The organism is Streptomyces sp. NPDC001851, assembly GCF_040297165.1.
Lineage (GTDB): Bacteria > Actinomycetota > Actinomycetes > Streptomycetales > Streptomycetaceae > Streptomyces.
Genome location: NZ_JBEOYR010000008.1, coordinates 222,593 through 245,126, shown reverse-complemented (window position 1 = coordinate 245,126; position 22,534 = coordinate 222,593). Strand labels below are relative to the sequence as shown.

Below are 22,534 nucleotides of genomic sequence, written 5' to 3'. Positions count from 1 at the left end.
GGCTCAGGTGGCTTCGGGTGTGAGCCGGGCCCTGTCGATGTTCCTGCCCGTCCAGTCGAGGCAGACGACCGCTGCGTCGGAGGTGAGGTCCTTGCTGCCGAAGTGCTCGATCAGCCCGGCGACAACCGCGCGCGCCGTCTCGTGCGGCGGGGTCTGACGTGTCGCGCTCAGGATCTGACGCAGGGCGCGTTCCCCGAAGACGTCTCCGGTCGCCGAGCGGGTGCCGTGCACGCCGGTGCTGATGGCGACCAGGCGGTCCCCCGGCGCCACCTGGAAGGTCTGCTCCTCGTACGGGGTCTCCTCGAACATCCCCAGCGGGAGCTGTGCTTCCAGCTCGATCAGATCGATACCCGTGTCGCCCAGGCGGTACAGCTGCGGTGAGCCGGCGTCGACCGCACGCACGGTTCCGGTGTCCAGTTCGAAGCGCAGCAGAAGCGTCGAGGCATACGCCTTGCCTCCGTACTGGGCGAATACGGCTTGGTCCGCCAGGGCGGCCTGGTCGGCGAGGCCGATGCCGGCGCGGCGGGCGTTGCGCAGGGCGCTGACGGCGAGGCTGGTGAGCAGGGAGGCGTCGATGCCCTGGCCCATGCCGTCGGTGACGGTGAGGGTGAGGTGGTCGGCGCTGGTGGACCAGTCGAAGTTGTCACCGCCAACGGCGTAGGCCGGTTCCAGATGGGCGCCGATGGTGTACTCCCGGCGGGCGCAGCCGCGCCCCGGCAGAAGCTGCCACTGCATTTCGGCGGCGAGGGTGAGCCGGCGGGTACGGCGGGCCTGCAGGTACAGGTCGGTGTCCCGGCCCGCCGTGGCGACCTCGTGGCCGAGGGCCGTGGCGAACTCACCGAGTCCGAGCACCGTGGCCGGGTCCGCGGAGGTGGCGGGCACGCGGACGGTCAGGATGCCGAGCCGGTCACCGCGGACGGTGATGGGCAGGTGAACCCGCTCCGTGGCCGTGTCAGCGATGACCTCGACAACCGGCTTCTGACTGGTGAACGCGGTGCCGGCCGGGCCGTCGTACGCGGAGACCGGCTCGCCCGTGTGCGGCAGGTGCGTGACGGGTTGCAGGACTGTCAGGCCGTAGTCGGCCAGGAGCAGGGCCACGTCCTGGGCGCCGAAGCGCTCGGCCAGCAGCGACCCGGCGGTGGCGACCAGCGCGTGGGGCGGGACGGCCCGCAGCCGGCTCTCCGCGGACGGGAACGATTCAGAGGCATTCACGGCGTCCACCCTCTCCCCTTGTGCCCTCCACGCTATCGCGGTGAAGGCCGGTTCCGGAGCGCTCGGGCAGGACCACGGCCCGCCGCTGCGGGGAATCGGCACCGGCCGCTTCCCGCGTCCCCGGCGTGGTGGTGCGGCACAGCAGGAGGCAGACGTCGTCGTCGCGTTCGGAGTCGTGCAGCAGCGGTTCGAGCAGCGACTCGGCGCAGGTTTCGAGATCTTCCAGGTGGGGCTCGTCCAGGGCTGCCAGGGTCCGGCTGAGCAACTCGATCCCAGGGTCGATTCCGTGGGCACGCCGCTCCACCAGGCCGTCGGTGTACAGGACGAGCGTCGAGCCAGGTGGCAGTTCGGCCGTGTGGTCCTCGTACTCGAAGGGCAGGGGGACTCCCAGCATGACGCCGGGTTTGGTGTCCAGGACGCGCACACTGCCGTCGGGCGCGCGGACCACGGCCGGCGGATGTCCGGCGGCGGACCACACGACGTGGGGGTCGCCGGGCCGGAAGCGGGCGATCATGGCGGTCGCGTACAGGTTCGGCTGCTGGTGGCGCAGCATGCGGTGCAGACGGGTGAGGATCTGGGCGGGGCTGTCGTTCTCGACGGCGTAGGCGCGCAGCGCGGTGCGCAGCTCACCCATGATGACGGCGGCGCGCAGCCCGTGTCCGGTGACGTCTCCTATGACCGCCAGCACGCTCCCGTCGGGCTGGGGAAAGGCGTCGTACCAGTCTCCGCCGATGTTGAGTCCGCGGGTGGCGGGCAGGTAGCGGGCGGCCAGGCGCAGGCTGTCGGTGGGGGGCAGGTCGGTGAGCTGGGCGCGTTGGAGTGCCTCGGCGGTGTCCCGGTGCTGTTCGTAGCGAAGGGCGTGGTCCAGGGCGATGGCGGTGCGGCGGGCCAGTTCCAGCAGCATGACGCCGGTGTCCGCGTCGAAGCGGTCGCCGTGGGGGATGAGGGTCAGCACACCCAGCGTCCGGCGCACGGTGAGGGGAATGCTCAGCACCGACCCGGTGGGGTTCATCGCCGAGGGCGGAAGGTCGTCGATACCCGGGAGTCCTCCCGGGTAGGGTGCCGCGTGCTGCGGGCGATCGGTGCGGGCGGCGGCCACCGCGGCGGCCGAGTGAGCACGGTTCCTGGTCGCCTGTTCGTCGTCGAAGACCCACACGTCGACGTGGCTCGCGTACTCGGGAACCAGCAGCTCGGAAAGACGCCGCAGGATGTCTTTGTGGTCCAGGGAGGCGGTCACCGCCGCGCTCGCGTCGCCCAGGAAGGTCAGCAGGCGCCGTGCCTTCTCCGCCTCGGCCCGCGCGGCCCGTTCGGCGTCGAGGAGTGTGCGCTGGGTGAGCGCGGCTGCGTCCAGTTCGGCGTGCAGGGCCAGCACGCCCTGGTTGGTCTGGTGCAGTTCCTCCCGGTGCAGGCCGAGCAGTCTCTCGGTGTCGTCGAGCCGGTTCAGGACCGCCGCGGTCTCCTCGTCCGCCGCGAGGACGGCCTGGGCGGGGTCGGTGTCGTCCAGGGCCGCCGGTACGGGCAGTTCGTGTGCCGGGGGGCCGGGGCAGGCGAGAGCGAGCCGCCATGGCGGCCTCGGGTCGCGCGTCGGCGGGGTGGGGCGTACGACGGCCCGGACCTGCCCCGCGCGGCCGGGGCCGGGCTGCCGGACGGTGAGGGTGAGTTCCGCGCCGCCCTGACCGAGACACTGGCGCAGCCGCGCCGTGAGCTCGGTGAGGAAACGGGCCCGCTCGACCTCGGGCGCGCCCAGGGCCGCGGTGAGGCGCGCCGCGAAGGTCCGGGCGCGGGCGGCTTCCGCGGCGGAGGTGATCTTCCGAACGTCTGGCGTGCTCATGGGTGCCGGTCCGCGGGGTCGAAGGCCAGGACGGCCACAGTCGTGTCGTCGCGTACGGGGCTGGCAGGGCTGTGGGCATCCCGCAGGATGGTCGCAGCGACCACCGCCGGGTCGTGGGCGAGGAGGTCGGAATCGTCGGGCGGCACCCACCTGCTGGGCAGTCCGTCGCTGTGCAGCACGAGCAGACTGCCCGGTCTCCAGGACCGGCGCCGTACGGGTACCGTCGCCGGGAACCGGGCACCGACGATGCCGGGGTGGGAGACAAGGTGCTCCCATGAGCCCGCGGTGTACAGCCGGGCGCCGATGTTCCCGACGCCGGCGAAGGTGAGTTCCGCGGTGTCCGTATCCAGCTGGGCCACGGCGACGGCCGCCCCGCGGGTAGGGCGCAGAGCGGGGTGCATCCGGCGCAGGATCTCGGCGGGTGGCAGGTGCGCGGCGCGGTGCAGCTCGTCGACCGCTGCGCTGGACGCCTGCGCGGCCTTGGCTCCGTGGCCGAGGCCGTCGGCGAGCACCAGGGTCAGGCGGGGGCCTGAGCGGGTCCAGCTCCACGCGTCTCCGGAGTGCTCGGCCTGGGCGAGCGGGACGTTGATCCCCCCTGCCCGGGAGGCCGGCCGAGACTTCTCCCGACCGGGGTCGTGGTCGATACAGGCCACCGCGACGGTGCCCCGGTGTGTGCTGTACAGGTCGAACGCGCTGGATATGCGCAGGCAGGTGCCCAGGCCCGCGCCGAGCGACGCCTCACTGGTGGTGTACCCGTCCCGCATCGCCGCGTCGACGTCATGAATGCCGGGGCCGTGGTCGAGGGCGGTGAGCTGCACCGCCGGAGTGCGGGGCTCCTCTCGCGGACGGTCGACGAGATCGATCACCATGCGGCCGCCGCCGGCGTGTCTGAGCAGGTTGGTCGCCAGTTCGGTGGCGACGAGGGCGGCGACCGCGGTGCGGTGCGGGTCGAGGCCGGCGAGGAGGCTGGCCGCCTCGGCCGCCACCCGGACGTCCCGTACCCGGGTGGAGTCGTGTACCGGGATGTCCCAGACGCGCGTCATCGCGACCCCGGACGAGCTGCTGGTACGCCTGTCGCCCAGGCGACGACGGTGACGGTGGTGCCCCGGCCGGGCTCGGTGTCGATCCCGAACTCGTTCACGAGGCGTTTGGCGCCGCTCAGACCGAGCCCCAGACCGCCGCCGGTGGTGTACCCGTCCGTCATGGCGAGTTGGACATCGCGGATTCCGGGGCCGGTGTCGATGAAGGAGAGGCGCAGACCGCGGGCCGTGCCTCGGGCCAGCGGACTGATCTCGGCGTGCCCGCCACCGCCGTGGACGAGGGTATTGCGGGCCAGTTCACTGGCTGCGGTGACCAGTTTGGTCTGCTGCACCAGGCCGAAGCCGAGTTCGGCGGCGGACTGGCGTACCTGCTGACGGACCCATGCGAGGTCCGCGTCCGAGCCGATCGGCAGGACTGTCGCCGTGGCGGGGTCGGATGCCGGCATCACGTCCCCCTCTCGCGTCCGTCCGAAGCGCTCGGCGCGGACGTCTGCGCGAGCAGTTCCAGTGCGCGTTCGACGTCGAGGGCGGTGGCCAGGCCGGGCAGGGTCAGGCCCAGCTCGACCAGAGTGATGGCCACGGCCGGTCGCATGCCGGCCAGGACGGTGCGGGCCGCCAGGAGACCGGCACTGGCGGCGATCTCGGCGAGAACGCGCCCCAGGAAGGAGTCGACGATCTCCACCCCGGAGATGTCGATGATCACCCCGGTCGCCTCGCTGTGGGCGATGCGGCGGGCGATGTCGTGCTGGAGCTGCTCGGCCAGGCTGTCGTGCAACTCCCCCTGGAGGCTGACCAGCAGGGTCTCCCCCAGTGCCAGGACCGGCACCGCGGCCACGCCGTCCGGGGTACGGGTGGTCACAGGAGACTCGCCCTCGGGGACACTTCGATGCCCTGCTGGGTGAGGGCGTGGGCCAGGGCATCGGCGAGAGAGGCGCGGGTGAGAACGGAACCCAGATCGATGCCGAGCTGGACGATGGTCTGTGCGATGGCCGGGCGGATGCCGGAGACGATGCACTCGGCTCCCATCAGGCGAGCGGCGGCGACGGTCTTCATCAGGTGCTGGGCGACGAGCGAGTCGACCGTGGGCACACCGGTGATGTCCAGGATGGCGTAGCGGGCCCGCCGGCTGACGATGCCTTCCAGCAGGGCCTCCATGACCACCTGGCTGCGGGCGCTGTCCAGGGTGCCGATCAGCGGCACGGCGACGACGCCCTCCCACAGGTTGATCACCGGGGTGGCCACTTCGAGCAGCTGCTGCCGCTGCCGCGCGATCAACTCCTCACCCGCGCTCAGCGCCGTCTGCATCACCACCAGGCGCAGAGTGCCCATCAGGGCGGTCAGCGCCAGGAGGTTCTCCGCCGCCTCCGGAGCGGAGGGGTCGGAGAACTCGGCCCGCAGCAGCTCGGCGACCGGCGCCCGCAGGGCGGCGACCTCGTCCGCGATCTGGGCGGGGCTCGATCCAGTGCGGGTCCGGGAGCCGGACATGCGCCCGAGCTGCTCTCGCACGGTCTCGAATCCGGGTGCCTCGATGTCCTCCAGCCGTCCAGCGGACGCGACGTCGGACAGAGCGTCCACGACCGCCTTGCACGCCTCCACGGTCTCGTCGCGCGAGACGGTGAAAACCGCACGGAAGAGCGGGGCATCCGCCCAGCGCTGAGCGATCTGCTCCCGGCGGCGCTCCAGGAAGGCTCCCAGCCGGCGCGCCGCGGACGCGACCGCCTCTTGCTCCGACACCTGCATCGTCTCCTCTGTACGGGCTCAGCGGTCGCCGGTCGGCCGCACCCATGAGGCGATTATTGCCGCATGGCAAATGTTAGTGCCGAGGGTGAGAGGCAAACAACACGCGATCGACACATATCGAGGAGGGATCGCACGATCTCCGGCGTGGTCAGCGTCCATGCCAGTCGAGGCAGACCACGAGGGCGTCGTCGTCGGGGACGGGCCGACCGCGGTGCCCGGTCAGCTCCCGCAGGATGGCACGCGGCACCTCGGCGGCCGGCAGCAGTCGGGTGGCCTGGATCGCCCGGGCCAGCGCGACGTCGCCGTACGCCTCGCCCTTGGGGTCGGCGACGGCGTACACACCGTCACTGACGAAGACGAGCCGGTCACCGGGCTCGACCCGGAAGTCCTGGGTCACGTAGTCGGTCTCCTCGAACATGCCCAGCGGCAGCTGGGCCTCGAAGGTGACACGCTCGACCGCGCCGTCGCGCAGCCGCAGCATCTGGGGGGAGCCGGCGTCCACGACCTTGGCGTGACCCGTTGCGAGGTCGAAGTCGAACATCAGCACCGACAGGTAGCAGCGGCCGCTGTAGTGGGCGTACACCGCCTGGTCGGCAAGGGCGGCCTGGTCGTCGATGGCGATCCCGGCACGCCGAGCGTTGCGCAGGGCGTTGATGGCCAGGTTCGTCAGCAGGGACGCCTCTATGCCCTCACCCATGCCGTTGGTGACGTAGAGCATCAGATGGTCTGCCGTGGCCGACCAGTCGAAGTTGTCACCGAAGGTCGCGTACGCCGGCTCCAGCTGCGCACCCAGCTGGTACTCGGGGCGGGAGCAGGAACGGCCGGGCAGCAGCTGCCACTGCATCTCCGCCGCCAGGGTCAGCCGGTCCTTGCGCCCCGCCTGCAGGTAGATGTCGGTGTCGCGTTCGGCCACGACCACCTCGTGGCCGAGCACCTCGGCGATGTCCGTGAGCTCGCCCAGCAGGTTCCGCACCTGACCGTCGTCCGGCAGGGTCACCGACAGGACGCCCAGCCGGTCCCCGCGCACACTGACCGGCAGATGTACCCGCACGTGACGGTCTGACCCGGCCTCGACGACTGGTTCCTGCGCACCGAAAGCCCGGCCCACAACGCTGTTGTGCACGGAGACCGGCTCCACGGTGTGCGGGAGCACCGACACCGGCTGGAGCACCGTCAGGCTGTAATCGGCCATGAACAGCTCCACCGACTCCGCGGCGTACTGCTCGGCCAGCACACGACGGACAGCGTCGAGCAACTCATGGGGTGCCGCCGTACGCAGGGCGCGCTCGGCGGTCACAAATCTGTTCACGATGGTAAATACACCAATCTTTCGGCGGACACTTACCGACCTCGCTCAAGCGACGAGGTCGTACGATTCAGCCGCGCCAAGCTGTCCGAGCCGTCCACACCATCTCCAGCGCTACGCGCGCCTAGTAGGCTGGCGGCCGTCCCAGTGCCTGCGAGAGTGTGACAGTGGCTGCTTTCCGCCCCCGCCCGGAATCCGTCGAGGTCGCCCGTGTGACCGCGACGGCCGGAGAGTTGCTGGAAGTCTTGTGGGGCCGGGCGTCCACCGCTCCGGCGTCGGCGTCCCAGATGCGGGTGCTGCTCACCCTGGAACACCAGGACGGTATCAACCTGCGCACGCTCAGTGACGCGCTCGCCTCCACGCCCCCGTCCACCAGTCGACTGTGCGACCGCCTGGTCGCCGCCGGCCTCGTGGAGCGTGCGGTCAGTGCGACCAACCGGCGCGAAGTGCGGTTGCACCTCAGCAGCCGGGGCCGCGCCTTCCTGGACGACCTGCGCGCGCGCAGGGAGCAGGAGCTGCAGGCGGTGCTGGCCCTCATGCCCGCAGGCAAGCGAACTGCGCTGCTGGAAGGACTCGAGGCGTTCTGCCGCGCGGCGGCGCTGCAGATACACGACAACGCCCAGCAGCCGGACGACCAGACCGCCTGAGCAGCAGGCAGCCCCACCGGACTCCCCGACACTGGGGGGCGTCGGTGGCCAGCGCACGGAGCAGCCTCCGCCCACCGGAACATTCCACATCCTTCCCCGTGCAGCGCGACACGGCTACTTTCTTGCCCTAAGGCCATTGTTGTCAAATGGCAACTGATGTCTTGGGGCCCTACTCGGCTTCGGATACCCCGAGACCGCCTCAAGTCGACCGTGGGCGACGCCTCAAAAGCCCGATGCGCCTGGTCGACAGGGCTGAAGAGTGTCCTCGTCCAAGGCTCCGGCCGTACGTGTCGGCCTGAAGACACGACCGCGGGGTAGGCGGAAAAGGCACTGTTCGAGATCTGAGGAGGAAGCGATCGTGCACCCCTTCATGGAGGATGCACACCCGTCCGCGGACAGTCCGCGCACCGCCGAGCACGCGCGCGACATCACGCGGACCTTCCTGTCCGTGGTGGAACCCAAGGATTCAGCAGAGGCGGAGGCAGTCCTCATCACGGTGTCGGAGCTGGTCACGAACGCCATCCGGCACGCCGGCGGAGTCACCGGGTTCGGACTGCGGGCGGACGCGGGCGCGGTGACCGTTTCCGTGCACGACGCCAGCCCCGCCCTGCCACGCCGGCGCAACACTCCGTTGTGGGAGCCCGGTGGGTTCGGGTGGCCGATGGTCCTGGAGCTGGCGGAGGAAGTCCGGGTCAGACAGCACGCTTCCGGCAAGACGGTCAAAGCGGTGCTCTCGCTGGCGCATTGACGGAGCGCCAGGTACTCGTCGACCGGGTTTCTCACGGTCACCCATGGTGGTCGTTTCTCCATTCCGGTCACTACGGGTATGCCCTCCGACATCGGGGGTAGGCGCCCGAGCAAGGCGGCCGACGGGACACCGTGCCGGGGCCGAGGACGACCAGGGAGGGCTTGTGACGGCGACAGGCGTCAGTGCGACCACGGAAACCGACATGGAGCTGCCCCGGATCAGCGAACCGCAGAAGGTCGCGCCCGAGAACGCCAGGCAACTGTCCAAGGTGTTCTTCGACCAGCTGGCGGTCCTCGAAGAGGGTACGGAGGAGTACCAGTACGTCCGCAACACCCTCATCGAGATGAACATGTCGTTGGTGCGCTACGCGGCCGGCCGCTTTCGCAGCGCCCATGGCCAGTCGATGGAGGACATCGTCCAGGTCGGCACCATCGGCCTGATCAAGGCCATCGACCGCTTCGAGATCTCACGCGAGGTCCAGTTCACCAGCTTCGCGGTGCCGTACATCGTCGGGGAGATCAAGCGGTTCTTCCGCGACACCACCTGGGCCGTGCACGTGCCGCGCCGCCTTCAGGAGGCCCGCGCCGAACTTTCCCAAGCCACCGAGGAGCTCGCCAGTCGGTTGGGCCGCTCCCCCAAGGTCTCCGAACTCGCGGCCTTGATGAACCTGACCGAGGAGGAGGTCGTCGAGGCCCAGATCGCCGCGAACGGCTACACCTCGGCCTCCCTCGACGCACCCCTCAGCTCCGCGGACGAGGACAACGAGGCGGCGCTGTCCGAAGTCATCGGCCTTGAGGATCCGGCTCTGGAGCTCGTGGAGGACTTCCGCACCCTCGCTCCCCTTCTCGCCGATCTCAGCGAGCGGGACCGCCTGATCATTCATCTGCGGTTCGTCGAGGAGCGGACCCAGGCCGAGATCGGCAAGCAACTCAAGATCTCTCAGATGCACGTCTCTCGACTGCTGTCCCGCATCCTGGCCCGTCTGCGCAGCGGCATGCTCACCACCTGACGGTGCACCTGTCGTCCGGAGGCGGTCGGTTGCCCGGCGACGTAGGTCCTGCTGGGACGAGCCATGTCGCCCACGGGTGGCCACAGCCCGATATCTGCCGTCAGGGCAAGGCAGGCGCCTCTCCATGGTTCTCCCCGTGAGTCGTCTGCGACCGGCCCGGCCAGGAGATCATCCTCGACCGCCTCCTTGTCCTGCTGCTCATCGCGGTACTGCGGACCTGGTTCTCCCGGCCGGAGGTCGGCGCGCCCGGCTGGTACGCCGTCCCGAGCGACCCGGCCGTCGGGCCGGCCCTGAACCTCCTGGCACGAGGACCCGGCGCACCCGTGGACGGTGGCGTCGCTCGCCGCGCGGACCAGCGTCTCCCGCGCGGCGCCGGCCGCCGCTTCACCGAACTCGTCGGCGAACCGCCCGAGGTCGGGTACAGCACCCCTTCGCTTTCAGTACGGCCTACGGCCCCTGTCTCGAATTCGGTGGTGAGGCCGCTGTCGAGGGCCGGGCCATGTTCGGGATGCTGTCCTTGCTCGCCGAACTCCCACGTGAACTGATCGTGGCAAACACCAACGACGGCTCGCCTCCGCGCGGGCCTCAACCGCACACGGTGGAGCGCGATATGTGCATGACGCGCAAGTCCTCGAACTCGACTCGGAATCCGGCCTCCTGGAGCAGGACGGCAAGTGCCCGGTACAGGACGGTGTGCAGCCAGAAGAACCTGTCGGTGCCGGCTACCGGGGTGGAGCGGGACAGCATGTCCGCGGGACGCCAAGTCACCCGTAGCGCCGTATCCCCCACAGTCTCAACGAACAGCCCGGACTCAGAAGATCCAAGATCGAACCCGGCAGCGGCTAACACTGCCGACACCTCTTCGAACAAGTCCCCAGAGTCGGTCACGTCGGCAGCCTACGGGCAGCGCGGCGGTTGAGACAGCCAGACGGCGTGGCCCGCGACGAATCGCCCGCAGTGTTGCAGCTCAATACCCCGGGCGGCGAACCGGATGCGATCAAGGCCATCCCCATAAACAAAGACAGCGAGGACGATCACGGTCTTCTTCTCTCTCCCCGGAGGCAGAAGCGACAGCATTCCGACGGCACGGAAGCGGGCGCTGATGTCGGCAGGCGTGGGACGGAACCGGACAGCCACGACGGGCGATCACCGCAGCTCATCCACCCCGAGCCCGGTCGGTCGCAGAGGCTCGGTCATCACCGCACACCCACGCCAGAGCCGTACGCACCCCGCGCAGGAAGTCGAGGGTGCCGGGCTGATCCTCAGGGATTTCGAGCAGAGCAGCGGCCGCGTCCAACTCGGATGTCAACTGGAGAAGATCAAGAGTGCCCCGGCCGCCCCGACCGGTCACCGGAGGATTCTCGATACGCCCGAGGGCCCACTCGTATGCCGCAGCCGCCCCGATGGAGAACTGTGACGAGCGCACCCTTCGGTGGACCGCCAGGTCGTCAAGCGCACGTTCGACTTCGGCGTAGGGTCGCGCGCCCACTCGCGCGACACCGCCTCCGTTCATGTCTTCAGGCAATGTCACGTCCTCGACATACCCCTCCTCGCCCGTATCCGGCTCCGCCCTTCGGGTGGGCAGTTCCAGACGCGGCGAGCACCAGCGCAGCGCCGGCCGGCGAGCGGCTCGTCAGGTGCGAGCCGGATGGCCGAACAGCAGTCCGTAGCCGGGAGGCAGTTGAGCGAGAATCTGCCGAACAAGCCGGCTGTCGACGGAGTCCGCCACGGTGCTGAGGACCGCGCTGGTATCCCAGCGCGCAGTCTCCTCGGTTGCACCGTCGATCAGCAGTGCCACCGCCGCGACGAACTCCGCCGGTGTCATGGGCCTGGTGGCCGGCAGCGGATCGAGCAGAAGTGGCTCACACCTCGGCGGTAGCTGCGCTGCCAGGTCCGTACGGGCCTCGCTCTCAAGTAGGGCTCCTAGTGCGACCAGGACCGCACGGACGACCCTTTCCGCTTCCTTGTCGGTGGCATACGCACCGTTCTCACGCACCCGCCCCAGAAACAGATCCCACGGCTGGTTCATTCGAACGCTCCTCTCGCTGCATGTCCGCTGGGTGCGTCGCGTACCCCCGGGGCCACCGCGGATGCCCTGGCTGCGCCGGACGGGTGACGGAACGACCAGACGGGATGACCACCACATCCTTCGCCGTCTTCACGCTGATGGCCGCCTGGCGCCGGAACCGCCGAGGCAGCACCCGAACGGGCTCGCGTCCGCGCCGCCGCGAGCCCCGCGTCGACGCCGTCACTTCGCGTCGGTGCCGGGAAAGACGTACTCGTCCAGCAGGATGCCGATGGCAACGGCCGCCGGTACGGCGACCAAGGCACCGATGATCCCCAGCAGCGCACCACCGACGAGGACGCCCACGACGGTGACCACGGGATGCACGTCGACGGCGTACTTCATCGCGCGAGGCATGATCAGATAGTCCTCGGCGAGGCGGAAGGCGACGTAGAAGCCGGCTGTGGCACCCGCGATCGGCAGGGAGACCGACAGGGCGACCAGGCTCACGGCCACCCCGGCAACCGTTGAGCCGACGACCGGGATCAGATCCATGAGCGCGACGAAGAAGCCCAGGGCGGCCGGGTACGGTACGCCGATGGCCGCGCACCAGGCGAAGGTCGCCAGCCCGGCGATGCCCGACGTCGCGAGGTTGGCCAGCATGAACCGGCCCGTCCGGGTCAGGATCTCGTCCGTCACCGCCTCGACCCGCGCGCGCTTGCTCGCGGCGACGAAGCGGAATCCGAACTGCTTGATCTCGGGCAGGGCGACCATCAGGTAGATGGTCACGACCACGACGATGACCACCGACGTGACCAGACTGAGCACCATCTTGCCCGCTCCCAGCAGCCCGCCGAGAACACTCGAACCGCCCGAGGCCAGAGCGGTGCGGACCTTGGAGATCAGGTGGTAGCGGTCCTCCAGGTGGCCGAGGAAGGTGTGCCGGTCGTGCAACTGGGTCAGCCACTTGGGAATCGCCTTGATCAACGAGTTGATCTCGTCCGTCACCGGCTGGGCGATCAGCGCGACGAACCCCGCCAGGCACAGCACGAAACCGAGGAGCACGACCAGAACCGCCCAGCCGCGACGTACGCGATGCCTGGTCAGCAGGGTGACCAGCGGCTCCAGGCCGATCGCGACGAAGACGGCCGCCAAGAACAGTGACAGCAGCTCTCCGATCTGCAGAACGGTGTGCACGAGCAGCCAGGCCAGAGTCGCACCGAGACCCAGGGCAAAGCCGGCCCGCAGCCACGACCCACTCCGTTCTACGGGCCGTGGCCGGACGCCTCCGAGTCCTCTCCTCCCCTGCCCGCCGCTTCTCGGCTCCCCGGCGGTGGTCTGGGTTCCCCGCACCGATCCGTTCGCCGCCCGCCCACGACGGCGTAGCCGGGCGGCGTAGCTGCGTGCCATGAGCAGCCCTCCTCAGCGCGGGTCGGATGGTATTGATCGAAGCGCCGAGCCGCGGCCCGTGCCCAGGCGGTCTTCCCATCCTCCCCGATCCTGTGTCCCTCAAGCCGTACCCGCGCGTCCGTGGCAGGCCGTCGAAGTGCCGGCAGACGGAGGGTTGGCCGAGATGTCCGCCGCGTTGATCAAAAAGGCGATGAAGAACAGGGCAGCAGAAACAATGGCCAGCATGGACTCCGGTCTCCTCGCCAGATGACGTCCGTGTTGCACTGCACTCCGAATTCCCGCCGGCTGGCAAGCGGCGATAATTCGCGGAATGAGAGAAATATCGGTCCCCAAACAAGGATCGTGTCACCCGGACGACCGACCAATTCTACATATTATTGAGCTCCCGCCCCAGCTCATAGCATTTTCGAACACCCAGGCGGGGCTGACGGTCCTACGGTCGGGTAAGCGCGTACTCAACGGCATCGAGGAAAGGGGAAGCCATGTCAGTGGAACCCGAACGTGCCGAAGCGAGTCCTGCTGCGGAACACGTCGCCGAAGCGATGATCAAGTTGTGGCAGCAAGCCCATGAGGACGTCGCCCCCACGGTTTCCGAGGAGCAGATGCGAGTTCTGCTCGCCGTGGGCAGCGAGCCAACCGATCCTGACCGGATGGCCCGGGACCTGTGCGTCAGCGCCTCATGGGCGACCCGGTTGCTTGACCGCTTGGAGCAGCGCGCGCTGGTACGGCGCCTCCCGTCCGGCGAGTTCTGCCTCGCTGGCGCCGGAAAGTGTGTGCTCGAAGCGACACGTCAGCGCCGTCGTCAACTTCTGGAACAAACACTGGTGACCGCCGCACCAGCAGACCGCCCTGTATTGCGGGACACGTTCAACCAGCTGTACGGGGCTGTGAGCCCTCTGGCGCGGGTGCCTCGCAGCCGCTCGCCGCTCTGAGCGTGGCAGGCGCCGCCCCTTGGATATACGCCATGCCCAGCCTCTGTCTGCTGGTAGGGACCGAGGAGATGGGGAACGCGCGGGTGTCTGCCCGGGACGCGCATCCGCTGGCGGTGCATGCTCCCTGATGTCGCTTTTGCCGACGCCGGTGGAAACCGGCTCGCCAAGCAGCAAGCGGAAAGGAGTCTTGCGCCGCGGTGGCCTCCGGGCCCGACGCAGATGCGTCTGCGTCGGCACGGTCACTCCGCCGCGGTCCTCATCTGGCTCCGATCGTGATCAGAGAGCCGGATCCGACGGCCCCACTATCGCCCGCAGTGCCGCAAGGTGCCCCTGATATGCGTCCCGGCCTTGCCGGGTCAGCCGGAGCCACACCCGCTGCCGGGTGTCGCGGACGGCCTTGCGCTGCTCGACGTAGCCGGCGCCCATCAGCACGGTGACATGCTTGCTCAACACGGAGGCGGAGAGGTCGAGTTGCTTTTGGACCAGTCCGAACTCCGCCTCGCCCGCAGCGTCCAGGAGGGCGCAGATGCGCAGCCGGTTCGGGGCGTGGATGGTGGTGTCGAAACCCTCCAGCCGGTCGTGGATCTCGGCGCTCACGGCGTCTTCCGGTGCAGGCGGACGAAGGCAACGTGGAAGCCGACGGACACGGCGGCACCGATCAGCGATGCCGCGATCAGCCACACCGGCCGCCCCGTGACGCGGAAGGCGAGCGCTGCCCCCACCAGCAGCACGGGCAGGCCGACCGCGAGCGGCACGGTCGCCCGCTTCGGCAGCACGTCGAACCGTAGCGCCACCCCGGTCTTGTCGCGCCACGCCCTCGCCGCGACGGCGAAGAGCGCCGCGTACACCGCGGTACTCGTCAGCAGGATGGCCATCCATGCGGGGCGCGGCAGCAGCCAGTCCGAGTCTGCCGTGACGCCTCCGCAGGTGATCGGGAGCGCGGCGATGTAGAGCGTGACCGTGACGAAGAACCAGTTCGGCCACGGTGTGGCCGACACTGCCGCAGTTGAGGCCCGGATGTGCGCGGTGTCGGCCAGGGCCACATGGGCCTGCTCCGGCGTCAGCTGTACCCCGTGAGTTTCCATGCCGGAAAGAGTAGCGGCTGGTTTCCAGTATGGAAAGAGGCAAGTTTCCGGTACGGCAACTGAGTGACTCGGCCGCTTCGGTTCTGCCTCTTCGATCGTGATCGGATCGCGCCCCACGAAGTGGGGCAGCCGGGCAGGGTCCCGGAGACAGTTGCTGACCACGCAGGCCGGTGACCTGGACCTGGAGATCCCGAAGGTGCGCGGGAGATCAAACGGCGGGCCGACGTGGTCCAGGTCTTTCCCAGCCCCGCCGCCCTGGACCGGCTCGCCGCCGCGGTGCTGGCCGAACTCCACGACGAGTGGCAGGTCTTCGACCGCCGCTACCTGCCGGAAGCCTCCATGGCCGAGCTCTTCACCACCAAGCCGGCAGAACCCGAACCGCAGATCACCCCACAACCGGAACCGAAACAGCTGCCGCGACTACACCACCCCGCGGGACATGACCACACGCCGTCACCCGCCCCTGGCCGTGCCGGGCAGGCCTGCGCGCATGCTCACCGGTGGCGCGGGCAAAAGGGAACGACGGGCGCGGGCTGCCCGCCGTCCTTGCTGGGGAGGCGCGTGATCATGCGTATATGGCAGGAGAGTACCGAGGTGGGCCCGCGACCGGGTCAGATGTCGCCATTGGGCGCGACGTTCGACGGTGCAGGAACGAACTTCGCCGTGTTCTCCGAGGTAGCGGAGCGCGTGGAGCTGTGTCTCTTCGACGAGGATGGCGCCGAGGAGCGGGTCACGTTGAAAGAGGTGGACGGATTCGTCCACCACATCTATCTGCCAGACGTCGGACCGGGCCGGCGCTACGGGTTCCGGGTGCACGGACCATACCGACCCGAGCGTGGTGAGCGCTGCAACCACCACAAACTGCTGCTCGATCCGTACGCCAAGGCGATCGAGGGCGAGGTCGAGTGGAACGAGGCGCTCTTCCCGTACCACTTCGGTGCCCCTGGCCGACGGAACAGCCTGGACTCCGCTCCGTACGCCCCGAAGTCTGTGGTGGTGAACCCCTTCTTCGACTGGGGCAGCGACCACCCGCCACGGACGCCCTATCACGAGACGGTCATCTACGAGGCCCACGTGAAGGGCATGACGAAGACCCATCCGGCGATACCGGAGGCGATGCGCGGTACGTACGCGGCGCTGGCGCACCCGGCCATGGTCGACTACTTCGTCACGCTGGGCGTCACCGCGGTGGAGCTGATGCCGGTCCACCAGTTCGTCCACGACCACGTGTTGACGCAGAGGGGGCTGTCGAACTACTGGGGGTACAACACCATCGGCTTCTTCGCCCCGCACAACGCCTACTGCTCGTCCGGGCAGCGGGGGGAGCAGGTGCAGGAGTTCCGCTCGATGGTCAAGACCCTGCACGAGGCCGGCATCGAGGTCATCCTCGACGTCGTCTACAACCACACCGCCGAAGGGAACCACCTCGGACCGGTACTGTCGCTGCGCGGCCTGGACAACGCGGCCTACTACCGTCTGTCCGAGGAAGACCCGCGCTTCTACTGGGACACCACCGGCACGGGCAACAGCCTGCGGATGAACCACCCCCACACCCTGCAGCTGATCATGGACTCGCTGCGGTACTGGGTGACCGAGATGCACGTCGACGGCTTCCGCTTCGACCTGGCTGCCACCCTGGCCCGCCAGTTCCACGAGGTCGACCGGCTGTCGTCGTTCTTCGACCTCGTCCAGCAGGACCCGGTCATCTCCCAGGTGAAGCTGATCGCCGAACCGTGGGACGTGGGTGATGGCGGTTACCAGGTGGGCAACTTCCCGCCGCTGTGGACCGAGTGGAACGGCAAGTACCGCGACACCGTACGCGACTTCTGGCGCGGCGAGGGCGGCACCCTGGGCGAGTTCGCCTCCCGCCTCACCGGCTCCTCCGACCTGTACCAGAGCGACGGCCGCCGGCCCTACGCCTCCATCAACTTCGTCACCGCGCACGACGGCTTCACGCTGCGCGACCTGGTCGCGTACAACGGCAAGCACAACGAGGCCAACGGCGAGGACAACCGCGACGGCGAGAGTCACAACCGCTCCTGGAACTGCGGCGCGGAGGGCCCCACTCACCACCGCGGCGTCCTCGCCCTGCGCGCCCGTCAGCAGCGCAACCTCCTCGCCACCCTGCTGCTCTCCCAGGGCGTGCCCATGCTGCTGCACGGTGACGAGCTCGGCCGCACCCAGCACGGCAACAACAACGCCTACTGCCAGGACAACGAACTGACCTGGATCGACTGGTCCCATGTGACCGAGGGCAGCGAACTGCTCGACTTCACACGCAAGCTGATCGCCCTGCGCCGCGACCATCCCGTCTTCCGGCGGCGCCGGTTCTTCCGGGGACGTGCGGCGCTCGCATCCGGCAACCCGGTGAAGGACATCGCCTGGTTCACGCCTGCCGGGCGCGAGATGACCGAGACCGACTGGGAGACCGGCTTCGCCAGGTCCCTGATGGTCCACCTCAACGGCAAGGCCATCACGGAACCGGATCTACGGGGGCTGCGGGTGGAGGACGACTCGTTCCTCCTGCTCTTCAACGCCCACAGCCAGGCGCTCGCCTTCACCGTTCCCAAAGGGCTCGGCACGTGGTGGGCGGTCGAGGTGGACACCGCCATCCCTTACACCGAGTACCGGCCACTGACCAAGGGGGGCAGCGAGGTTGAGGTCGACGCCCGTGCCATGCTCGTCCTCCGTGCTCACCAGGACGGGTGACCTCAGCTCACGTGGACACGCGGCCGGAGCTCCGGGTCAGGGGTGGTCCGTCGGCGCAGGCTCGGGTGAGCGCCCGCGGCATGAACTCCAGGGGCTCTCCGTGCTGCCCGGGCGGCTCATGGGCGATCAGTTGCAGTGGGCCGTGCGCGGCGGCCCGGTCGACGACATGCCGCGCCTCCGCATCCAGACGGACGTCCGTGACCCGCAGTCCGAACGCCCGGTGGATGCGCGAGCCGAAGCAGGTGGTCAGGATGGCCACGACGAAGATGCCGGCGATCCTGATGCCGTCGGGCCGTTCGACCACGTTGGCGACCAGGGTGTAGCCGAAGACGGCGGTGATCACCACGAAGCCGGCGGTCGCACACCGGTGGCCCCGGCGGTGCGCCGCGACCGTGGAGGCGAAGGACGCCGACAGCGTCAGTACCAGCATGCCGGTCGCGTAGGCGCCGCTCTGCTTGTCGACGTTCGCGGGGAACCAGAACGTGATGAGGACAGCCGCTCCCATGAAGTGCCGCCCACCTCCCCGAGGTACTGGTGCGCCAGCGGTCAAGTTCAGGGCACCCCGACCGGACCCCCGAGGTCCGCATCACCTGCGAGCCACAACGGAATCTGCATCCCCGATGAGTTCACGGAAAAGGTGTTCGTCATCTTCCAGCGGCTGCACGGCCGGGACGCATACTCGGAAACCGGAATCGGCCTGGCTCGCTGCAAGAAGATCGTGGAATTCCACGGCGGCCATCTCTGGATCGACACCGCGTACACCGGCGGTACCCGCCTCTGCTCCACCCCGTACGCCAGATCGACGAGTTCTTCGTCACTGTCGTACGCCTGCCCCGGCAGAGTCACTCGCAGAGGTGACCTGGTCGGCCAACTCCGGTCGCGCAAGGCGTGCGAGCCCCTGCTGCGGGCAAGCGGATAGCCAGGGACCGCCGGACAGAACGACGGCCATGGCCAAGACGGTATGAAGGAGGTCGGCGATGGAGTGGTGGAGTTGGGTGGTCTTCCTCATCGCGGTGGCGGGTGTGATCACCGCGGCGGCGCTGGCGGTTCAGGCCAAACGCCGCAGCGGCACGGTGATCGCCGTACGCACGGGCCCCCGGCCCGGTCGGGAGGATCCGCGGTGAACACTCTTCTGCTCGCCTCGGAACTGACCAGACGGGTAGTCGTGACGCTGGGCGGCGAGGCGGTCGCCCAGATCCGGGATACGGTCTTCGACGCACGGGCCGGCCGGATCACCGGCTTCACTCTGAGCGGGCGCGGCCTGCTGGCCGGCCCTCTCAAGGAGAGCCTGCCCTTCTCCGAGGTGCACGCCGTCGGACCGTCCGCCGTGATGATCCTCAGTGAGACGGCCCTGGAGAAGCGCGACATGGTCGTGGGAGCCGATGAAGCCGGACACGGCCAGGTCATCGGCGCGTCCGTCCTCACCGACCAGGGGACCGCGATCGGCACGGTCCTGGACGTCGTGATCGAGGCCGGCAGCAGCGGGCGCGTCATCGGCTTCGAGATCGCCGCCAACGAGAATCTGGACCACGAGCAGCGGAGGGCGTTCATCCCCCGAGGAGAAACGCTGGCCGTCTCCGGACGAGCGCTGGTCGTTCCCGCCCACGCCCGTCACTTCGTCGCCGACGATCTGCCCAGCTTCAGCGCCCAGGTCGAGGCCTTCCACACGCATGCCGCAGAACCGTACGGGGGCACGTCCACCGGAGAAGGAGGCCAGGCATGATGCTGTTCACCCAGGCCGAGGACCTTCCCGTGATCACCGCCGAGGAGGCCGAACCGCTTGGGCGAGTCGAGGGCCTGACCATCGACGCGCACACCAGGAGCATCGCCTGCCTGCGTCTCTCCGGAGCACCGAAGCACGCTGCGACCATCGCCTGGGACGCGATCGAAGGCATGGGACCTGACGCCGTCATCGTGCGCTCCCGCACCGCCACCGATGCCGGCCAGAGCACCTTCCCCCCTCACCACGAGGCCCTCGGCCGGCGCGTCCTCACCGAGGACGGCACCGTCCACGGCACCGTCAAGGACATCGCCTTCGACGAGACGACCGGCCAGGTCCGCACGCTGTACACAGCTCTCGGCGACATCTCCGGAGACCGCCTCCTCGGCCTCGGCTCCTACGCTGTGGTGGTACGCGCCGAGCCCGTCTGACGAGGTTTCCGCTCGGGGGCACCAGGGATCGACGACGGCAGCGCGCGCTTGGCCGGCGGCAAGCCGGTGCAGCAGGCCGGGCCTTGACGGCAATCGCACGGCAATCGTGTCGCTTTTGCCACTCTCGCGTGAGGAATCCAGCAGGCGCCAGCCTGCCCGACGGTCCCCCCGTCACCGGCGGATGCGAAGGGACCGCGGGATCTGTCGGCCGGCGGATCGTGGGAGGCTCCGGGGCTGGCAACTCGGCCCACCGAAGCTGTCCCGCAACAAGTCCATCACCCGGTAGAACGAGCTCCTGACTCTGGAGCGCTCGGCTGCGAACGAGCACAGCGATCGCGAGCACGCCCAAGTACCAGAAAGCCGACCGGCCGTACGGGATGACCGGGACTACGCCCGCTGTGCACCGTCGACTCCCGTGGATCCGCTATTGAGCCGCCGCATCACCCGCCGCGGTGTTCACCGTCTCACGGTCTTGGCCGAGAAGGGCTTCACAGGCCGCGTCCGTACTGCCGAATATCCGGCAGCTCATGCTGACCCCGGTCAGATCGAGCAGACGTCGCACCAGTTCACTGGGGGCGGCCAGTGACACGGATCCGTCGACGTTCCGCACCTCATTGACCGCCCGGACGATGATGCTCAGCCCGGAGGAGTCCATGAAGGGCACTTCCCTCAGGTCCAGTACCAGGTGACGTCGTCCGTGCACTACCTGGCCGGCGAGCTGATGCTGCAGGACGAGACCGGTGTCGATGTCCAGCTCTCCGCAGACGGTGATGATCGCGGCGTCGGAGCTGATCACGGACACCTCTACACCCAGACCTGCTGGTTCGGTCACAAGCTCTCCTCGAACGATCTCTACAGGGCAGCAGCCCTATTACCCCGTCCGGCGGCTTTCATCCGCCCGGTCGTAGCACCCTGCGGACTTCGGTGACCAGGGCGTGAATCTCCTTCGTCGACGGGTGTCCCGCCCGAAGGTGCTCTGCGTGCCTCGGCCCAGTGGTGGGTGCAGGAGCTGGACCGCCCCTACTCCAAAGAGCGGGAAGACCTCAAGCGCGAGCTGTCCGCCCTGCTCGACCAGGACCTCACCACCCGGCGACATCAGCCGATCCCACCGCCGCTCCTGCCGCCGGGCGCTCCCGGCGATGGGCACCTCGACGACCTGGTGCGCCAGGTGCGGCAATGGCAGCCAGGACAGCAAGGGGTGACCGTCGCGCGGCTGCTCCACGCCTCCCTTACCGGCCTGACGGAGGAAGGCCGCAAAGAGCTCCTCACCGGCCTCGCCGACGCCGTCCGCGCGTTCGGCGACGATGGCACAGCCCAACACCTCGCCTTCCCGCCGGGCGAGACCTCGTGAGGAGCGCTGCGCTGCGTCGGGTCTTGGACCCCATCACCAGCGCGTTGGCCCTGCGGCTGCGTGTACGAGAACGTGGCCGCCTGTCCTACGACGCCGCCTGGCCCCTTGCCCGGGTGGTCAACGGGTGGCCGGGGTTCGCAGCCGGGTGGTTCAAGGTCGCGCCGACCGGTGGTTTCTCCGTCGCAGCCAGGCACGCAGGCCGCGATCGGGGTGCGTCGGGGCCTGCTCGGTCCGGCGGTGGCGGCGGGGAGCCGAGGACGACGCGACCGACCGCACCGCCGACGCACCTCGCCCCTCGCACGCTCGTGCCACCGGCTCGTCCATCGGCTCGACCGGCCTCAGATGCGATCCGCTGTGCGGCTCGGACCCTGCCGGTTCCGTAAGTCGCGTGACCGTGGGGGCCATCGGCGGAATGGGGTGTGCGGCCACTCGCCGGAGCGGTGCGGTGCGGCGGGCGGCCGGGCGCGGGGCCGGGATGAGGGCGCAGGCCTCCTCCACCATGTGGGACAGCTCGCTGCGCAGCCACTCGATCTCGTCCGCGTCCTGCGCGATCGCGATCCGCTCGGCCAGGTGCGCGGCAGGCGATCCCGGTGTGCCCTGACCAGGTGGCGCCGGCCGGAACCGGTGCAGGTAGGACCGCGCGTACGGATCCTTGACGACGTCGGCGATCTCGACGGGTGAGAGCAACGCCGCCACGGCTCCGGCCCGGGCCCACGGCTGCTCGGCCTGACGCAGCAGGAACCCGAGATGGCGTCCCCGCCAGTTACGGGCGCGCAGGTCCACCCCGGCGGCCAGCTGGCCGCGCAAAGTCTCGGGTGTACGCCCCTTGAGCAGGGTGGCGTTGTTGGTGTCCGACGTGAAGCTCCGCAGGTCGTCCGCGAGATACAGCCAGACGACGGCCCTGTAGCGGTTCAGGTACCACTTCACCGGCACGAGCAGGCCCAGCCGGGCGAGCCGGGTGAACCGCGCGACCGGGGTCTTCATGAGCGCGGCGCCCTCGGTCGTGCCCACCACCCGCACGCGTTCGAGCAGACTGTCCGGATAGCCCTCCTGCGAGCGGATGCGGTCGATCTCCGCGCGCTCCACCCTCCGGCCTCCTCCCTCACCCTCGTCGGGCACGGTCCGGATGTGGCCGAGGTGCACGGCGAGGTCGAACTCGCCTCGCTTGAGACCCAGTTCCCGAGCAGCATGGCTCGGCGCGCAGGTGGCGGGCCGGGCCGGGTTGAAGGTGTTTGCCGACATGGTCGTACTCCCCCGTGGAGTCGTTGACTCACGCCCTGTGCGTTCGCCGTGCACACACCGTAGCCAATCCGGCGCCTTTCGCGCCGAGCCTGTGGATAACTCCACCGACGAGGAAG

At 69.2% G+C, this 22,534-nt stretch carries 24 protein-coding genes and 4 pseudogenes; 12 read left to right on the top strand and 16 right to left on the bottom strand.

Translation table 11 applies throughout. The features are described from left to right. Positions 1-3 precede the first annotated feature (3 nt). From ABT171_RS14465 to ABT171_RS14435, 7 genes are all read right to left on the bottom strand, one after another. Positions 4-1,221, bottom strand: coding sequence for a PP2C family protein-serine/threonine phosphatase (locus ABT171_RS14465; protein ID WP_351243390.1), 1,218 nt, complete (start codon positions 1,219-1,221; stop codon positions 4-6). After that, a complete protein-coding gene (locus ABT171_RS14460) occupies positions 1,199-3,043 on the bottom strand; it encodes a PP2C family protein-serine/threonine phosphatase (protein ID WP_351243388.1) in 1,845 nt (614 codons plus the stop codon). The genes ABT171_RS14465 and ABT171_RS14460 overlap by 23 nt, the downstream gene beginning before the upstream one ends. Continuing rightward, on the bottom strand, positions 3,040-4,086 hold the full coding sequence (locus ABT171_RS14455) for a SpoIIE family protein phosphatase (RefSeq protein ID WP_351243386.1): 1,047 nt from the start codon (positions 4,084-4,086) through the stop codon (positions 3,040-3,042). Before ABT171_RS14455 ends, ABT171_RS14460 begins: the two co-directional genes overlap by 4 nt. Continuing rightward, positions 4,083-4,529, bottom strand: a complete 447-nt coding sequence (locus tag ABT171_RS14450) for an ATP-binding protein (RefSeq protein WP_351243384.1) — start codon at positions 4,527-4,529, stop codon at positions 4,083-4,085. Before ABT171_RS14450 ends, ABT171_RS14455 begins: the two co-directional genes overlap by 4 nt. Beyond that, on the bottom strand, positions 4,529-4,942 hold the full coding sequence (locus ABT171_RS14445; RefSeq protein WP_351243382.1) for an STAS domain-containing protein: 414 nt from the start codon (positions 4,940-4,942) through the stop codon (positions 4,529-4,531). Before ABT171_RS14445 ends, ABT171_RS14450 begins: the two co-directional genes overlap by 1 nt. After that, a complete protein-coding gene (locus ABT171_RS14440) occupies positions 4,939-5,823 on the bottom strand; it encodes an STAS domain-containing protein (RefSeq protein ID WP_351243380.1) in 885 nt (294 codons plus the stop codon). The genes ABT171_RS14445 and ABT171_RS14440 overlap by 4 nt, the downstream gene beginning before the upstream one ends. 148 nt (positions 5,824-5,971) lie before the next feature. Next, positions 5,972-7,132: a PP2C family protein-serine/threonine phosphatase gene (locus ABT171_RS14435; protein ID WP_351243378.1), complete on the bottom strand. Its 1,161-nt coding sequence runs from the start codon at positions 7,130-7,132 to the stop codon at positions 5,972-5,974. Positions 7,133-7,290: 158 nt separating this feature from the next. Here ABT171_RS14435 and ABT171_RS14430 point away from each other — a divergent pair, with 158 nt between their 5' ends. From ABT171_RS14430 to ABT171_RS14415, 4 genes and pseudogenes are all read left to right on the top strand, one after another. Then, entirely contained in the window at positions 7,291-7,776 is a 486-nt protein-coding gene (locus ABT171_RS14430; RefSeq protein WP_351243376.1) for a MarR family winged helix-turn-helix transcriptional regulator, read from the top strand. A gap of 370 nt (positions 7,777-8,146) precedes the next feature. After that, positions 8,147-8,524 carry an ATP-binding protein gene (locus ABT171_RS14425; protein ID WP_351243374.1) on the top strand — a complete coding sequence of 126 codons (378 nt, stop codon included), beginning with the start codon at positions 8,147-8,149 and terminating at the stop codon, positions 8,522-8,524. 202 nt (positions 8,525-8,726) lie between these two features. Then, entirely contained in the window at positions 8,727-9,533 is an 807-nt protein-coding gene (locus tag ABT171_RS14420) for an RNA polymerase sigma factor SigF (protein ID WP_351243580.1), read from the top strand. Between the two features lie 149 nt (positions 9,534-9,682). Further along, a pseudogene (locus ABT171_RS14415) lies at positions 9,683-9,943 on the top strand (AraC family transcriptional regulator); the annotation flags it as partial. Positions 9,944-10,118: 175 nt separating this feature from the next. Here ABT171_RS14415 and ABT171_RS14410 read toward each other — a convergent pair. From ABT171_RS14410 to ABT171_RS14395, 4 genes are all read right to left on the bottom strand, one after another. After that, positions 10,119-10,301: a hypothetical protein gene (locus ABT171_RS14410; RefSeq protein ID WP_351243372.1), complete on the bottom strand. Its 183-nt coding sequence runs from the start codon at positions 10,299-10,301 to the stop codon at positions 10,119-10,121. An 865-nt stretch (positions 10,302-11,166) separates the two neighbouring features. After that, the gene (locus ABT171_RS14405; RefSeq protein WP_351243370.1) at positions 11,167-11,562 is read right to left on the bottom strand and encodes a DUF2267 domain-containing protein; all 396 of its coding nucleotides are present in this window, start codon (positions 11,560-11,562) and stop codon (positions 11,167-11,169) included. A 219-nt stretch (positions 11,563-11,781) separates the two neighbouring features. Beyond that, entirely contained in the window at positions 11,782-12,735 is a 954-nt protein-coding gene (locus tag ABT171_RS14400) for an AI-2E family transporter (protein WP_351243368.1), read from the bottom strand. A gap of 312 nt (positions 12,736-13,047) precedes the next feature. Next, complete coding sequence (locus ABT171_RS14395; RefSeq protein WP_351243592.1) at positions 13,048-13,173, bottom strand: hypothetical protein; 126 nt, start codon at positions 13,171-13,173, stop codon at positions 13,048-13,050. 257 nt (positions 13,174-13,430) lie between these two features. On the opposite strand from ABT171_RS14395, the gene ABT171_RS14390 reads away from it, so the two are divergent. Beyond that, entirely contained in the window at positions 13,431-13,880 is a 450-nt protein-coding gene (locus ABT171_RS14390) for a DprA-like winged helix domain-containing protein (protein ID WP_351243366.1), read from the top strand. Between the two features lie 276 nt (positions 13,881-14,156). Here ABT171_RS14390 and ABT171_RS14385 read toward each other — a convergent pair whose 3' ends face one another. Continuing rightward, positions 14,157-14,477: a transcriptional regulator gene (locus ABT171_RS14385; protein ID WP_225101151.1), complete on the bottom strand. Its 321-nt coding sequence runs from the start codon at positions 14,475-14,477 to the stop codon at positions 14,157-14,159. Next, positions 14,474-14,965 carry a hypothetical protein gene (locus tag ABT171_RS14380; protein ID WP_351243363.1) on the bottom strand — a complete coding sequence of 164 codons (492 nt, stop codon included), beginning with the start codon at positions 14,963-14,965 and terminating at the stop codon, positions 14,474-14,476. Before ABT171_RS14380 ends, ABT171_RS14385 begins: the two co-directional genes overlap by 4 nt. A gap of 201 nt (positions 14,966-15,166) precedes the next feature. On the opposite strand from ABT171_RS14380, the pseudogene ABT171_RS14375 reads away from it, so the two are divergent. Together ABT171_RS14375 and glgX are read left to right on the top strand one after the other, a co-directional pair. Then, positions 15,167-15,322 (top strand): annotated as a pseudogene (locus ABT171_RS14375) (transposase); the annotation flags it as partial. A 210-nt stretch (positions 15,323-15,532) separates the two neighbouring features. Beyond that, positions 15,533-17,674, top strand: coding sequence for a glycogen debranching protein GlgX (glgX, locus tag ABT171_RS14370; protein WP_351243361.1), 2,142 nt, complete (start codon positions 15,533-15,535; stop codon positions 17,672-17,674). 112 nt (positions 17,675-17,786) lie between these two features. Here the strand turns inward: glgX and ABT171_RS14365 are convergent. After that, positions 17,787-18,182, bottom strand: a pseudogene (locus ABT171_RS14365) (amino acid transporter); the annotation flags it as partial. A 50-nt stretch (positions 18,183-18,232) separates the two neighbouring features. Between ABT171_RS14365 and ABT171_RS41895 the strand changes: the two are divergent. The 4 genes and pseudogenes from ABT171_RS41895 to ABT171_RS14345 form a co-directional block, all read left to right on the top strand. Beyond that, positions 18,233-18,593, top strand: a pseudogene (locus tag ABT171_RS41895) (ATP-binding protein); the annotation flags it as partial. A 58-nt stretch (positions 18,594-18,651) separates the two neighbouring features. Next, positions 18,652-18,798, top strand: coding sequence for a hypothetical protein (locus ABT171_RS14355; RefSeq protein WP_351243359.1), 147 nt, complete (start codon positions 18,652-18,654; stop codon positions 18,796-18,798). After that, on the top strand, positions 18,795-19,397 hold the full coding sequence (locus tag ABT171_RS14350; protein ID WP_351243357.1) for a PRC-barrel domain-containing protein: 603 nt from the start codon (positions 18,795-18,797) through the stop codon (positions 19,395-19,397). The genes ABT171_RS14355 and ABT171_RS14350 overlap by 4 nt, the downstream gene beginning before the upstream one ends. Further along, the gene (locus tag ABT171_RS14345) at positions 19,394-19,825 is read left to right on the top strand and encodes a PRC-barrel domain-containing protein (protein ID WP_351243355.1); all 432 of its coding nucleotides are present in this window, start codon (positions 19,394-19,396) and stop codon (positions 19,823-19,825) included. The genes ABT171_RS14350 and ABT171_RS14345 overlap by 4 nt, the downstream gene beginning before the upstream one ends. Positions 19,826-20,249: 424 nt before the next feature. On the opposite strand, the gene ABT171_RS14340 is transcribed toward ABT171_RS14345, so the two are convergent. Beyond that, entirely contained in the window at positions 20,250-20,621 is a 372-nt protein-coding gene (locus ABT171_RS14340; RefSeq protein ID WP_351243353.1) for an STAS domain-containing protein, read from the bottom strand. A 204-nt stretch (positions 20,622-20,825) separates the two neighbouring features. Here ABT171_RS14340 and ABT171_RS14335 point away from each other — a divergent pair, with 204 nt between their 5' ends. Next, the gene (locus tag ABT171_RS14335) at positions 20,826-21,176 is read left to right on the top strand and encodes a hypothetical protein (RefSeq protein ID WP_351243351.1); all 351 of its coding nucleotides are present in this window, start codon (positions 20,826-20,828) and stop codon (positions 21,174-21,176) included. A 150-nt stretch (positions 21,177-21,326) separates the two neighbouring features. Here the strand turns inward: ABT171_RS14335 and ABT171_RS14330 are convergent, their stop codons facing one another. Continuing rightward, on the bottom strand, positions 21,327-22,418 hold the full coding sequence (locus ABT171_RS14330) for a DUF6397 family protein (protein WP_351243349.1): 1,092 nt from the start codon (positions 22,416-22,418) through the stop codon (positions 21,327-21,329). Between the last annotated feature and the right edge of the window lie 116 nt (positions 22,419-22,534).